Genomic DNA, 14,064 nt, shown 5'->3' with positions numbered 1-14,064 from the left:
TATTTCCCTAGCGTATAAATATCATCTCAATCTCAAAGTCTTTAATTTTTTCATTCAAATGTAATGCTATAGGTTCATCTTTACGCACTATCTCATGCCAATAAGGAGAATCTGTATCAAGTTCAAAGTAAGCTTTATTTGCTCTTGCTTTTAACTCATTAGGTGCGAAAGGTAAGGCCGTCATTGCAATACCTGACACTGAATTTCTTACAAGTTCAGCTATTCGACTATTCCCCCCCAACTTAGTAGATGCAATAAATTGCTTACTGGTCTCTACCATCCCTAAAGAGCAACTGACTGCTAATAAAATTCGGCTTGAACTGTATAATACTGAATCCATGACTTTAATTCGTAGTAGCCTTCTTTTATCAAATAAAGTCTCATCCCAATTCAAAATCGTTACACTACTTTCTCTTCCTTGTCGTAGCAATATTTTAATATCACCAAAAAGTTGGCTAAATAAAGGGAACAAATCTCGGCAATTAAAATGATGAAAATCACTTAATAACTTTGAATTTAAAGCAGAAAATTCTCCTGCCATAATACAAAGGTCATAGTATAAATTTTGAGGAGCAAGTTTATCAGTGTTCATCCAAAAATAAACTTGAGGTGTCCATCTCGCAATCGTTTGCAACATGATATAATCTGAAGCCACGATTTGATCTGCCTTTATACTGTTATCAACAGATAATTTATTCGATAAGTTTTGACCATGACTGACTAAGTCAGCATGTATTTCTTTCAATGATGTTAAAATATAATCTGATATTTTTATACGTAAACAAGGAGGTATATAGGTCTGATCTAAAATAACTCCCCCATCAATTTTAACTTCTTTAATTTTTGCAATTTCAATCACTGAATAATCTTCAAGATCTTCCCCTTCCATTTTCAAGCAAATATTAAGAATGGAAAGTTCAACTTCTTCAGCTTCACTATCTTGCCGACTAGAATCAAAAATAGGTTGCATCATTGAACGATGGCGGGTCCCTGAATTAGCTTCAAATGTAACGTCTTGGACTCCTAATCTATAGATCGGAAGAGCTAAATAAATTAATTTACCCATGGCATCATCAGGAATATCGATAACCATCTCATAATCCGTATGAAATGGAGTCCCATCAGGAAAAACACCCGATGAGCTTCTTAACCCAAATTTACCAATTTTAAGTAAATCACTATCAAAATCAATATCAAATATACCAGCATCACTGTTATGATAATAATGATGATAATTTTTAATATAAGACTCTATATACCGTTCTTGTTGCTGAAAATGCTGTGGGCTAATAAACATACCTTCAGACCAAACGATCTTTTTTACATTTCCATTCATTTAATCGTCTTCCCTATCTAAAGTCATACTCATTCGATTAACATTAAGAATAATATCATTTTTCTCAAAAGGCTTTATGGATACAATACCTTTAGGTATCGAATTATTAAAATCAGCAAATTCAATAAAAACACCTAAATATAACGTCTTATCATTCAATATTATATCATATTTAACAGTTTCATTTGGGATCAAACTGGGTAATGTTTTTTTGGTCAACATAGAATTTCCCAAAGCAGACTTATCATTTGAAAGTAATGACATAAAACTGGCAGAATTAAACTCTGTATTACTGCTCAATTCATATAATCTAATGACAACAGGAGAAGCTTCTCCTAAAAAATTCGGGTTAATTTCAGGTGAAGGCTTTATTGTTAAGCGTAATTCAGAAGGATCGTCTCCCCCTAATCCAATCAAACTGCATCCCGATAATAGTCCAATAAACACAGTCAACATTATTTTACGTAATAGCATACATCCTCACTCATCACAAAAATAAGCCCAAAATTTCCGCTGAAACTCATTTGAATTCATCATTCTAAAAAAGTGAGAGCTATATAGCTCCCATAGATCTTTTTTCTTAAGTTTTCGCCAACCTATATGACAATCCTTAAACATAGACTCTAAATACTCAGGTGATAACTCCTCTAAAAAACGCTGCATAGCCCCCTCTATCTTCACTCTCATTAGTTCCATTTCAGTTAGCGCCACTACTGTATTATGAGAGCTATGATTGACTTGATTATAATGTTCCATAGACATAACAGCTCTCGGTTCATGACAAATATCATTTTGCTCTACAGGAAAATGTTGAGATATATAAGCCGATCCCACTTCAGAATCGACACAATGTATTGCCTCTAACTTTCCTTGTTGGCTTGAACTAATAAAAGGGTCTGGCTCTAATGCATCATCAATAGCAATGGACGATGATAAAACATTATTTGATTTAAAATCTCGGCTGATATATTCAGTTTCATGAGAATGTGAATAACGAGAGTCTTTTATACTAGTATTATTTGGGGGGTGAGGTGTTTTCACTCGGTTTAATTCTGGTTCATCAAAATCCGTAAAAGGATCATCAAATAAATCCAAATCAGTCCTATTATTATGAAGCCCTGATTTTTTTAAATCCCTCCCATCATTAATATTAAATACACCTTTATCTGACTCATCTAAAAATGGTTTATTATTTCGTGATAAAAAACAAGATACAAGTAAACGATAACCCCCAATATCAATCATATCTCCATCTTTTAATAATTTATTATTATTGATTAAAACAGTAGAGCAATTGACCGAAACCCCTGACTGACTCATATTTTTAATATAATAATTATTCTTTTCTTTTAAGATTATCACATGCACAGGTAATACTTTATAAGTATTACCTGATAACACTATTGTACTATTTGGATCACTTCCTATACTCCCCCCTTCCTCTGGAAAAGTAAAATTCATTCGACTTAATATTTCTCCCTCAGGAGAAAAAATAACATGTAACGAAAGCACCATAAGAATCCCTTCATTGATTGATGTGCTAATGAAGTGAAATATTTAAAACTTCATTATAGTCAATTTTAACCAATTTAAACTTTTCCCCGCCAACTAATTTCTCAATACATGCTGTCGATAATTTAGGTAAAATTTTCATTTGTACAATTTGCTCAATTGCTCTTGCTCCTGTTTCAGGTGACTGATTCAATCCAAGGAGATAGTCATAAGCTTGCTGTGTACACTCTAACTTTGCGCTATAGTGAGCCTTAATACGTTCAGCAATACGCGCAATAACTAATTTTGCAATTTGGCTTAGCTCCGACTCTGTTAATGGATAGTAAGGAACTAAAGTACATCGGCCTAGAAAAGCAGGTTTAAAATATCGTTGCATTTCATCGTTAATTTCTACAGCTAACTTATCAATACTAATAGAATGCGTACTACACAACTCACTAATTAATTTATCAGCGGCATTTGATGTCATAATAATCAATATATTTTTAAAACTAATATTTCGTCCTTCACTATCATTAATACAACCTTTATCAAAAATCTGGTAAAAGATATCATGCACGCCAGAATGTGCCTTTTCCATTTCATCGAGCAGCAAAACACCATAAGGCTTTTTTCTAACAGCTTCAGTTAACACTCCACCCTGCCCATAACCCACATAACCTGCTGGTGCTCCTAACAACATTGAAACTTTATGTTCTTCTTTAAATTCAGTCATATTGAGTGTTGTCAAATATTGTTCACCACCAAATAATTGCTCAGATAATGCCAAGGCTGTTTCCGTTTTTCCAACACCGCTTGGACCACACATTAAAAAAACTCCCATAGGTTTACGAATATCACCCAAACCTGTCCTCGAAATTCGTATTGAATCAGCAATGGATTTGATAGGCCCTGATTGACCAACAACCCTTTTTGCTATATTTTTTTCTAAATTGACTAAACGGTCAACTTCATCCTCTAACATATTTCCCACAGGAATACCTGTCCACAAAGCAATAACTGTCGCAATGGCAATATCATCAACAATACTATGTACTAAAGGATGATCTCCTTGTATCTGAGACAAAGTTTGTCGTTGCTTACTTAATTCGTCAACAAATTGCCCCCCTTTATCTCCATTTAATACCTTTAGCTCTAAGGCCAATAATTCATCAGTTAATTTCTTTTCTTCCTGCCATCGAGTATTCAATGTAGTTAACTCATTGTTAGAATATTTTATTTCTTTTTCAATCTGTTGAATACGATTTTGATGATCATTACCTAATGCCACTTCTCCTTCTAAAGCAATTAACTCTGTTTGCAGCTGTGATAAATGAACTTTCTCAGACTCTATTTGATGAGGTTCAGCAACTTGACTTAAAGCTATACGCGCACAAGCCGTATCAAGCAACGAAATAGCCTTATCGGGTAACTGCCTATCGGGTAAATATCTAACTGATAGAGAAACTGCAGCTTCCAATGCTTTATCTGATATTCTGACTTGATGATGCTCAGAAAGAGAAACTGATGTCCCCCTTAAAATTTGAATACTCACTTCTTCTGTAGGCTCATTAACAGAAATGAGTTGAAAACGTCGCGTTAAAGCTGCATCTTTCTCAAAATATTTTTTATATTCAGCCCAAGTTGTTGCAGCAAGTGTTTTAAAATCACCTCTGGCTAAAGCGGGTTTTAATATATTTGCAGCATCTCCCTGCCCCTCTTTACCACCTGCTCCAATAAGAGAGTGAGCCTCATCAATAAAAATAATAATTTTCTCAGTGGATGCCTTTACTTCATTTAATATATCCTTCAACCTGTTTTCAAATTCACCTTTTATACTCGCCCCAGCCTGCAATAAAGCTAGATCTAGAGAATAAATGACAGTATTAAGGAGTACCGAAGGTACCGTTTTCTCAACAATACGACATGCTAACCCCTCAACAATCGCTGTTTTTCCGACACCAGGCTCTCCAACTAATATAGGATTATTCTGTTTCCTTCGACATAGTATATCAATGGCCTTTCTTATTTCATCATGTCGACCTATAACGGAATCAAGCTCTCCTTCATTAGCCTGTTGAGTAATATTTTTACAATATTTATCAAGAGCAGTATGAGCATCAAAAGAGGTATGGCTGTCTTCTCTTTGCCCACCTTTAATGGTTTCATTCGTAAACTCAGCCTTAGATTGAATCCAACTTAAAGAAACTTTCTTCATTAAATCTTCAACTGATTGGCAACCATAACAAAAAATACTCCCCATTGATAATCGATTAATACCAACCATAATAATATGATAAGGTGTGATTTTTGATGACATTTGATTAATAGACGCAATCAACCATGCATCTTTTATCAACTCCACTAACTCAGATGAAATACTAGGGGGACTGTCATTACCTTTGGCCATTGTCGATAATGCCATTTCAAGTTCATTGATCAAAAGAAATGGTTCAATAGAAACAGATTCTAATACCTCAATCCATATAGAAGAGCCTCTTTTTAGTTGTTGAAATAGCCAATGCTCAACAGTCACAGTAAAATGTTGCCTAGAAAGGCAATCTCCAGCAGCAGACTCTAAATCCTGCTTTAACTCTGGAGTCAACTTGGAAATAAGCTCTGAAAGCTCTAATTTAATCATTGTTTTATTTCACTTTATAATAGATAAAATCTTGTTCACTCGCTATAAAACAAGAAGACCCGAGCTCACTCGTATCATTTTTTCCAAGCATTGCTCTTGGCATAAATGCAGACTTCGTTTTTATAACAATATTAATGACTATCGGTGTCGCCATATATTCACTGATTACCCTTTCAATTTTTTCTTTTAGTTTAATATCAGATCTTAACTGTTGAAAGTTATCTTCATTTTCGGCTTCTATTTCTACTATCATTTTATTTCCAAAAATAATACAAGATTTACCCAACAGTAAACTAACGCCTAAAGTTGAATTTTCCATTCCAACCTTTGAACAAGTTCCTGATACTAGTGGAATATAGTCAGGTGTATCTGAATATATTTTAAATTTAATATTAAAATAATCCTCTAAAATATTTTTAATTACTTTGGCGTTGCTACTTTTTAATGACATCAAACCACCGTATTGAGGTAAGCTGCCACCGATTAAACTCAATAATTCAGAAAGATACCTCTTGCCTTTTTTTACTCCTCTGATTTCTTCTTCATAGTTTAATGCTAAGTTATTTTTACAAGAAGATTTAAACAATAATTCAAAATGCCTATTTTCAAATATATTAAAAAAGTCAATCATTGAATCATCATCATCAAAATATGTTCTTAACGTAAGAGAATAAAATGTCTCAGGTAAAGTAAAATAATACCCTAGTAAACTAGGAAGGTTAACTTTTATAATCCAATTATTATCTTTCTGAAAGACTATTTTTACCTCTCCATAAGAAAAGTCACAAAACTGTCCAGAATAAGTTAATATTTTCCTATTTGAATAATCTGAACATTCTATATTCTCTAAAAATCTTTTAACTTGAATATATTCATATTCTTGTAATTTTCCATTTAAAGGGCTCACTAACATCCAGCCCTCCACCCCATTCTTCTTGGACAGGAGTGATATGTACCACTAATACCAACTAAACATACATCTAGCTGAGTAAAACTATTAAAACTGCAAAACCAAGAAAAGAAATAGTCTAATAAATGAATTAATATAAAAATTCCACCACTCGTTAGCTCATCAGAGTTGATTTCTATGTCAATACGACTGCCTTGAACATAACAGCTTTTATTATTTATTCTAGCTGGCGAAACAACCCTTTCCATTTTCAAACTAACAATAGAGTTAATCCAAGTTTCATTTCTTGCTTTATCTTTTCTATTATAAATGGACAACATTCTCTTAAGCTCTATCAAAGGAGATTCACTTCCAAATATCACAGAAAGATTTAAATTAAGATGCTGCAACAGATCCCAAGACACATTATCATTTAATACATTCATAATAGAAGCTGATGGTTTAGTCAAAAGGGTAGGACTAAAGCTAAGCGTTAATGCATTTAATGAAGTCACTCTTGACATTGTTGATATTAAAGACACCCCCTCATCCATCATCGCTTTTACTTTAACAGATAAAACCCTTTCTCTATCATTAATATTCTTATTTTCATTACCAACCAAAGTGACAAAATTATAAAACTCAGCTGAAATATCAACATCTTGTTCCAATATATAATGAAGTTCACTTTTATTGTCATAATACTTATCTTCATAAAGTGCTGTAACTAACTCCCCTTTACCTGTCGATATATCCATTATTTCATCAACGCAAAAAGTATGAATATTATTATCCAATACATCAGTTGATATTTTATTTCTCAAATTTCTTCCTGATATTCTGAGTGGCTCAGCTTCTAATGGGTAGAGATTGACAAAAGGAACACAATTTAACTTAAAGCTTGACTGATTCAAAAACCTAGACACACTCAACGGTATATTTTTACAATATATATAAAGTGAAAACTCACTCTCATGACGCAATTTATGTTTTAATGAAGAAATATCAATACTAATAAATCGATGTTTATCTGTATAATTAAAAAATTCATTGATTGCACTTAATCCACCATAACCTCTTACAGGGTAAGGTAATATGTCCAATTCATTTTCTATACTATAAGGTTTAATGCTATCACAACTTATTTCAACCCCTTCCTCTAAAGTCCCCGCTGACAATACAATACAATCAACTGAACTAAATAAAATATCATACAACCGATATGCATCTTGAATTTCACCATCTAAATAAAAAATCAATGAATCCCCCAACAAACTTACAATAGGAGCTTCATTTTCAAAACTTCTCAGTGTCAATCTCATTAAAGACTGAGAAAGATAGGCTTTATCGGGTTTATATTCATTAAAAGGTGCATCAAAAACATCTACAGATATTAACTTTATCGGATACAATTCAAGATCATAACAGGTACTGAAAACCGTTACCATTTTATCATCATTAATTCTAAATAAACTTCCTTGAGGAATAAACTCTATCGAATTTGAAGTGTCACCAATAGAGAACTCGACAATGCTATATGAAGGAATAGGACAAACTGACTGTGGAAAAAGCATTCTAAGAAGTTGACGAACCAGTTTAGGATAGTCATCATCTATTTTATTATTTACTCTCGCATTTAAAAGAGCAATACTTTCGATTAACCTTGATATATCTGGATCTTCAATATCCGAACCATGAATATTTAAATTTCTAGCTAACTCAGGATAGCTAGAAGCAAACTTAGACACATCATTTTTCAAGTACATAAGTTCTTGTTCAAAAAAATAGAGAAATCTATGATGCAAAATAACTCTCCTGTATCCTGACATTTGTACTGACAACATCAATATTTGCTTTGGTGATGAAATCCACCTCATCCCCCAAATATAAGTAATAACCTGAAATACTAAAAACCAAATCATTATTATTGACATTACTTTCCACTAAAATTGAAAGAGACTTAATCCTTGGTTCAAAAAAGTTGATTCTTTTTATTAATTCAGCCCTTACCTTTGTAGATTCAAGAGCACTAATATTTTTAGATAAATGCACAAAACCCAAGGTTCCAATTGAATTCAAAACCATATCTGATTGAATTTTAGGCATCCATACTGGAGGCCTAGAAGATAATAGCGAAGCCAAATTATTTAATATCGATTTTTTTATCTGTTCTTTTAGCGTTTCATGGCTCAATAGAAATCGATGTAATAACATTACTCATCCTCTATTCCGACACCTGTTTGTATTTTCCAAAAGCCTTTTATTGATTCTGATTGATATTGAGGTGACAAACTAATATTACACTTATATGCCATCTCATTATCGACTTTATTTAGCTTAATTTCAGCAGAATAAAGTGGATAAGTCGCCATGATATTGTCATCACCATAGTCTATCGCACTAACATACTTATCTATCCAGATATTTAACTTAGACTCTATTTCTTCAATAGTGTAATGACTCCCCACATACTCTCTAGCCAATAACTTAATATAATGACAAAATCGACATCCCATCAGGTTAGTCTGAAGCATTAAATTAACTTGATTATTTTCTATCGTTGAGAAACCATTATATACAGATTTATTACTAGTGATCATTCCCTGCCCGGTGAGAAAACAACTTAAAATTGGAATAATTCCTAAATTTGACCAAAAGCTGTCATGACAAGATAACAAACGAAACTTTGGTTGGATCCACTCTTTTTTTGAACCAATTAATACTAATGAATCGTCATCCCTATTCGTCCCACCTCTCAAAAATCCAAACCAAGAAGTTCTTTCAAACTCATTTATTATACTTGCAATAAAAGCATAACTTCCTCCTCCCCATAGTATAGACTGCTCATGATCCCCTTGATTAAAAACAAATCCCGAATAATGATCCATATAGGGATCTCTAAGACGAAAAGGATTCATCACCAAACCTAAAAAATTAGCTGATTTTTGATTCCTCAAGAGCCTCCATGAGCTTAAATCATCACTCTCACTTATCCTAACTAACCTATCATGATCATATAGAAGCCTTTCTGGTGTCACCCCCCAAAATAAAGGGTTAATATCTAAAACAACAGGACATAAACCTATTTGTCCTAGTTCTGACAATAACTGTAATGTATATAAGTCATCAAAATCAGATTCAATGTATTCTTGATCTGAAACATCATAATCAATATTTAAAACACCAAATGGATGGCCACCTAATGTATTCAGCTCATTATTAACAACCAACCTATATAGTAATGTTCTTTTTACTTCTGACGCTAAATTAACATCTTTACTCAATTCAATCCAATTCAGAGAAAGTACTTTGATAAGCACATTATTAGAATAAGATCGAGTGTCAATCACAAGTTGTAAAGCGCGCCAAGATGATTCTAACCCCTTAAAATCTTTATGCTGTAAAATTAATGATAATTGCTCAGAGCAAAGGCGATCTATCGTCGAAATAATTTTATTGGTTGTTAACTTTAATGCAACTAAAGCTTCGTATTCTGATTTTTCTTCATCAGAATCAACCAAAATTTCTTCCATAAAATCGCCTTAATTTATCAATTAACCATACATACTTTTTACTCAGGAATCTTTGCTACCATCCTTAACGATGTCGTTAACTCTTCCATTTGTAACCAAGGACAAAGATACGCCACCGCAGAATAACAACCAGGACGACCCACTTGTTCAACCACAGTAACCTTAGCTTCCTTCAACGGTGTCTTTGCTTTAGATTCATTACCAATTGCATTAGGATTGACATATTGACCAATCCATAACGACAGCTCTTTTTCTACATCAATAGGATCTAACGCCGAACCGATCCTATCCCTACCCATGACTTTGAGGTAATGTGCAATACGAGAACTGGCCATAATATATGGCAATCTAGCTGAAATGGCCGCATTTGCAGTCGCATCTGGATCGATATAAGTATTCGGTTTTTGGGTAGTCTGTGCCCCCATAAAGACACCATAATTACTGCCTTTATAATGCACAACCGGTAAAAAACCTAAATCGCTAAGTTCTTTCTCTCTCTCATCGGTAATGGTTATTTGTGTTGGACATTGCTGAAGGGTATCACCAGATAGAGATAAATAGGTATAATTGGGTAAGTTTTCTACTTTACCACCATTTTCAACCCCTCTTATTGCCGTACACCAACCCGATTGCCTAAATGCGGTTGTCATGAGTAATCCCATCTCATAACAAGCGTTAGTCCAAGTAAAGTCTTTTAAGCCTGATGGCCGAGGCTCACCTTTATCATCAAGTTCAAACTCTTGATAATTAAAATCTTTAACTTTAGTCCCTCTTTCACCATAAGGCAGCCTTGTCATGCTCTGCGGCATAGTCAATGTCACATAACGAGAGTCTTCACTTTCCCTAAATGCATTCCAACTCGCATAAGCAGGTGAATCAAAACCAGCAGCAACAGGTTTACCCTCATAAAATGTTTCATAGGTTGAAAAATCAAACATGGCAGGGTTGGTTGCGGCAATAAAGGGAGAATGAGAAGCCGCTGAAACCTCACCAATATACCTCAGTAAAGCGACATCTTCATCACTATAGGAGAAAAAATAATCTCCTAATAACAAGCTAATGGGCTCTCCGCCTGCAGTGCCGTATTCTTCTTGATAAATCATATTGAAAAAGCGACTTCTATCTATTGAAACGGCATCTTCAAACTGGTCAAGTAACTCATCTTTCTTATAATCCACAATTCTTATTTTTAAATCTGGACCTAAATCAGACTCCTTGACAACTTTTTGTACGCCATTCCAAGAACCTTCTAATCGCTGAAATTCTTCATTATGTAACACTTCTGTTAATTGCTTAGAAATTAACTCATCAATGGCACTGATGGCATTATCAACAGTTACTGTAAGATTTTTATCCCAAGTTACCGTCCCTTTGAATGACTCTTCTGTTAACGTTGCCAACAACGCTTTCGTGTCATCAGCAGGAGTTTGACTCGTCATAGTCAAAGCTTGTTCTAAATAACTTTGATCTTCACTTTGCTCTTCACTCATTCTGCTTCTTCCTTATTCACGCCTAACTCTGATGCCAGTGATTCAATGGCCTCATTATTCTGTAATATGTCTTTCAATAATTTTTCAAAGTCTCGGGAACGATCTGCCTTTGAAAGCAGAACTTTTAATTGATTACGAGTGTCAACCAATTTTTTTAACGGCTCTACTTGATTAACAATATTTTCAGGAAGAAAATCTTTCATTGATTGAAACTTCAAGTTCACTTCAAACTGACTGTCATCATCAATCAATTTATTATCCACTTTAAAAGATAATTGAGGATCAAAGTCTTTCATCACGCTATCAAAATTATCTTTGTCTATCTGGGTAAACTCCCTATCTTCAACCGGGTCTTTTTCATCATCAGGTCTGTGGCCAGAATAAGGTCCTACCATACCGACAACAAAAGGCAGTTCCTTAGTAACAATTGAACCATTAGTTTCAACGTCATAAGTAATACTCACTCTGTTTTTACTTATGCGTTTATGCTGAGAATTGAGCGCCATATTTTGTCCTTAACTATCTATAAAAATTATATAAATTAAATAAATCAACAAGCCTTAGACGTTGCTTTACCTGTTTTACAATCAACTCCCACTGTACCACCTGCTGCCATTTTCCCTTCTGAAGTTTCATGGTAATATTTAATTTCAAAAGTCGTATAAACTAGGCTTACAACCTCCACAGAACTACCACTATCATTAAAATCATAAGATACGCTTGTTATTCGACAATTCGTTAAAGTAATTTTTTGTGCGACATCAAAACCTTCACCAATACGGTTCGCTTTTGTAGAAACAAACTCAAATTTATGACCTTCATCTCCAGGTGAAAATAATAATGATAATATAATTTCACTCGAGGGATCTGACGCTTTGGTAAAGCACGCCTCACTCATATTTGTTGTTCCAGCATCCGTATTAGCCGTCTTGCCAACTTCCATACTAATATCTCTTGAAAAAGAGAAGCCCAATGTAGAAAGAGGAAACCAATTTTTACCGTCAACCCCAGAACCTTCAGAGGTATTTGCTGGTGCTGGTAAGTCTTTGCAACCGACTACTTGACATAAAAGTGCCATTAAGTACTCTCCATTAAATATTATGATTTTCAACCTAATAAGATGATTTTTTACACATTAATTTCAGAATAACTATTAAAATTAAAAAATCATTTACGTATAAATAAAAGTAGCAGGTTTTTTATTATTCTCCATTTATTATAATAAATCGTTAAAAGTAAAATAAAATAGTGAATTCATCGAGTAAAAATAAAACTACAACAAATAAAACAATATCTTATACCTAAAAGTACTGTTTTAATGAAAAACTATTAAACCAGAAGTATATAAGATAACTGAAAGAGCATAAGCTATAATTTATTAATCCAAAAAACAATTGATATGTTTTTCAATTATTAATCTTATAATGAGTATAAATATGCACATGACTGAAGATACAATAAAAGAGATGTTTAATTCGATATCTGAACAGAAACCTTGTGGAGAGTTTATTAGACTAGATAGAACTAAATATAGAAGTTTAAGAAATGCCTTCAATCAAGCAAGAACGAGTATGAAAAAAATAATTGATACTCCAGAAGAATTAAACAATAGCCAGTTAATAGAAGATAATATTGTAAACTGGACCAACCTATCCTCATTATGTTTTGATGCCCTCCAACATACTAAAGATATTGAACTTATTAGCTGGTTAGTCGGATCACAACTCATAATAGATAAGTCTCTCACCAGTTTTAACCTATCTATTCAATTTTTAAAAGACAGTATATTAAATTATTGGGATGATATTTACCCTCTTTTTATTTCAAATACAAATAAGAACCTGAAAGAAGATGAAGAGACATTAGAAACGATAAACATCAGAATTAAAGCATTATCTCAGCTTTTTGGCGAATCTAAAGGTAACGGGATGCTTTTTCTTCCTTTAAGACTCACCCCTTTATTTGACGATATTACATTAACGCATTACATAAAAAATAACACATCAAGTCAAAGAGATACAATGAAGTCAAAAATATTACCGACGATAATAAAAAATAAAAACAAACTCAACTTAACAGAGTTAAAGATAAATAATTTAAAATTAAGCATTGAAGCAGTCTTAGAACTAAAAACTTTTATTTCCGAGAAAATAGCTAATAATTCAATTACTCCTCCCGCTTTCTCATCAGTTATTGAAGAACTTATTGAAGCTAAAACAGCTTTAGAGTTCCTTGCTGATATCCAAGCAATAGATAATTCCCCACAAGGTGAAGATAACAAAGAATCTGAACCTTCAAATGAAAATGAAAATGACACGATAGTTGAATTAAAAAACAATAATCTAAATGACATCAACAACCGTGAGCAAGCATTTAATCAAATTCGCATGATTGCCCATTATTTCAGAGTCAATGAGCCCCATAGCCCTGTCTCATTTTTACTCGATAAAAGCATTCGATGGGGAGAATTATCACTCCCTGAGTTATTAGATGAATTATACAGGGACGGTAAAGCCTCTTTAAATGATATTTTCAATTTGGCTGGATTAAACACTAACTACATATCCGAATCATCAAAAGAAAATAACGAATCAGACTAATCATTTAAAATCAACGATTTAATATTAAAATCTCTTTTAAGTATAAATAATCATTGGAGTTAACAAAAAAACAACCAAGTAAAT

At 33.3% G+C, this 14,064-nt stretch carries 12 protein-coding genes; 1 reads left to right on the top strand and 11 read right to left on the bottom strand.

Going from position 1 to position 14,064, the window contains the following annotated elements:
* Window positions 1-7 precede the first annotated feature (7 nt).
* From tssK to Q0976_RS02775, 11 genes are read right to left on the bottom strand one after another with little or no spacing between them, the layout of a single operon-like run.
* A complete protein-coding gene (tssK, locus tag Q0976_RS02825; protein WP_299490756.1) occupies window positions 8-1,336 on the bottom strand; it encodes a type VI secretion system baseplate subunit TssK in 1,329 nt (442 codons plus the stop codon).
* On the bottom strand, window positions 1,337-1,810 hold the full coding sequence (gene tssJ / locus Q0976_RS02820; protein WP_299490754.1) for a type VI secretion system lipoprotein TssJ: 474 nt from the start codon (window positions 1,808-1,810) through the stop codon (window positions 1,337-1,339). It lies immediately after the preceding gene.
* A 6-nt stretch (window positions 1,811-1,816) separates the two neighbouring features.
* Window positions 1,817-2,851, bottom strand: a complete 1,035-nt coding sequence (locus Q0976_RS02815) for an FHA domain-containing protein (RefSeq protein WP_299490752.1) — start codon at window positions 2,849-2,851, stop codon at window positions 1,817-1,819.
* Between the two features lie 25 nt (window positions 2,852-2,876).
* Window positions 2,877-5,468: a type VI secretion system ATPase TssH gene (gene tssH, locus Q0976_RS02810; protein WP_299490748.1), complete on the bottom strand. Its 2,592-nt coding sequence runs from the start codon at window positions 5,466-5,468 to the stop codon at window positions 2,877-2,879.
* A gap of 4 nt (window positions 5,469-5,472) precedes the next feature.
* The gene (locus Q0976_RS02805; RefSeq protein WP_299490746.1) at window positions 5,473-6,381 is read right to left on the bottom strand and encodes a type VI secretion system baseplate subunit TssG; all 909 of its coding nucleotides are present in this window, start codon (window positions 6,379-6,381) and stop codon (window positions 5,473-5,475) included.
* The gene (gene tssF / locus Q0976_RS02800; RefSeq protein ID WP_299490744.1) at window positions 6,375-8,201 is read right to left on the bottom strand and encodes a type VI secretion system baseplate subunit TssF; all 1,827 of its coding nucleotides are present in this window, start codon (window positions 8,199-8,201) and stop codon (window positions 6,375-6,377) included. The genes Q0976_RS02805 and tssF overlap by 7 nt, the downstream gene beginning before the upstream one ends.
* Entirely contained in the window at window positions 8,152-8,571 is a 420-nt protein-coding gene (locus Q0976_RS02795) for a hypothetical protein (RefSeq protein ID WP_299490742.1), read from the bottom strand. The genes tssF and Q0976_RS02795 overlap by 50 nt, the downstream gene beginning before the upstream one ends.
* Window positions 8,571-9,890 (bottom strand): type VI secretion system contractile sheath large subunit, encoded by a 1,320-nt coding sequence (locus tag Q0976_RS02790; RefSeq protein ID WP_299490740.1) that lies wholly within the window; start codon window positions 9,888-9,890, stop codon window positions 8,571-8,573. Before Q0976_RS02790 ends, Q0976_RS02795 begins: the two co-directional genes overlap by 1 nt.
* A 38-nt stretch (window positions 9,891-9,928) precedes the next feature.
* Window positions 9,929-11,380: a type VI secretion system contractile sheath large subunit gene (gene tssC / locus Q0976_RS02785; protein ID WP_299490736.1), complete on the bottom strand. Its 1,452-nt coding sequence runs from the start codon at window positions 11,378-11,380 to the stop codon at window positions 9,929-9,931.
* Window positions 11,377-11,886 carry a type VI secretion system contractile sheath small subunit gene (gene tssB / locus Q0976_RS02780; RefSeq protein WP_299490734.1) on the bottom strand — a complete coding sequence of 170 codons (510 nt, stop codon included), beginning with the start codon at window positions 11,884-11,886 and terminating at the stop codon, window positions 11,377-11,379. The genes tssC and tssB overlap by 4 nt, the downstream gene beginning before the upstream one ends.
* A 44-nt stretch (window positions 11,887-11,930) precedes the next feature.
* Entirely contained in the window at window positions 11,931-12,458 is a 528-nt protein-coding gene (locus tag Q0976_RS02775; RefSeq protein WP_299490731.1) for a type VI secretion system tube protein Hcp, read from the bottom strand.
* Between the two features lie 364 nt (window positions 12,459-12,822).
* On the opposite strand from Q0976_RS02775, the gene Q0976_RS02770 reads away from it, so the two are divergent.
* On the top strand, window positions 12,823-13,980 hold the full coding sequence (locus tag Q0976_RS02770; protein ID WP_299490729.1) for a type VI secretion system ImpA family N-terminal domain-containing protein: 1,158 nt from the start codon (window positions 12,823-12,825) through the stop codon (window positions 13,978-13,980).
* Window positions 13,981-14,064 lie beyond the last annotated feature (84 nt).

Source organism: uncultured Shewanella sp., assembly GCF_947501665.1.
Taxonomy (GTDB): domain Bacteria; phylum Pseudomonadota; class Gammaproteobacteria; order Enterobacterales; family Shewanellaceae; genus Shewanella.
Note: the sequence above shows the minus strand (reverse complement) of the source record. Positions and strands in the feature narration are given on the sequence as shown.

Coding starts and splice junctions, on each gene's coding strand:
- tssK (WP_299490756.1), bottom strand. CDS start 1,336: ATGAATGGAAATGTAAAAAAGATCGTTTGGTCTGAAGGTATGTTTATT.
- tssJ (WP_299490754.1), bottom strand. CDS start 1,810: ATGCTATTACGTAAAATAATGTTGACTGTGTTTATTGGACTATTATCG.
- Q0976_RS02815 (WP_299490752.1), bottom strand. CDS start 2,851: ATGGTGCTTTCGTTACATGTTATTTTTTCTCCTGAGGGAGAAATATTA.
- tssH (WP_299490748.1), bottom strand. CDS start 5,468: ATGATTAAATTAGAGCTTTCAGAGCTTATTTCCAAGTTGACTCCAGAG.
- Q0976_RS02805 (WP_299490746.1), bottom strand. CDS start 6,381: ATGTTAGTGAGCCCTTTAAATGGAAAATTACAAGAATATGAATATATT.
- tssF (WP_299490744.1), bottom strand. CDS start 8,201: ATGTTGTCAGTACAAATGTCAGGATACAGGAGAGTTATTTTGCATCAT.
- Q0976_RS02795 (WP_299490742.1), bottom strand. CDS start 8,571: ATGTTATTACATCGATTTCTATTGAGCCATGAAACGCTAAAAGAACAG.
- Q0976_RS02790 (WP_299490740.1), bottom strand. CDS start 9,890: ATGGAAGAAATTTTGGTTGATTCTGATGAAGAAAAATCAGAATACGAA.
- tssC (WP_299490736.1), bottom strand. CDS start 11,380: ATGAGTGAAGAGCAAAGTGAAGATCAAAGTTATTTAGAACAAGCTTTG.
- tssB (WP_299490734.1), bottom strand. CDS start 11,886: ATGGCGCTCAATTCTCAGCATAAACGCATAAGTAAAAACAGAGTGAGT.
- Q0976_RS02775 (WP_299490731.1), bottom strand. CDS start 12,458: ATGGCACTTTTATGTCAAGTAGTCGGTTGCAAAGACTTACCAGCACCA.
- Q0976_RS02770 (WP_299490729.1), top strand. CDS start 12,823: ATGACTGAAGATACAATAAAAGAGATGTTTAATTCGATATCTGAACAG.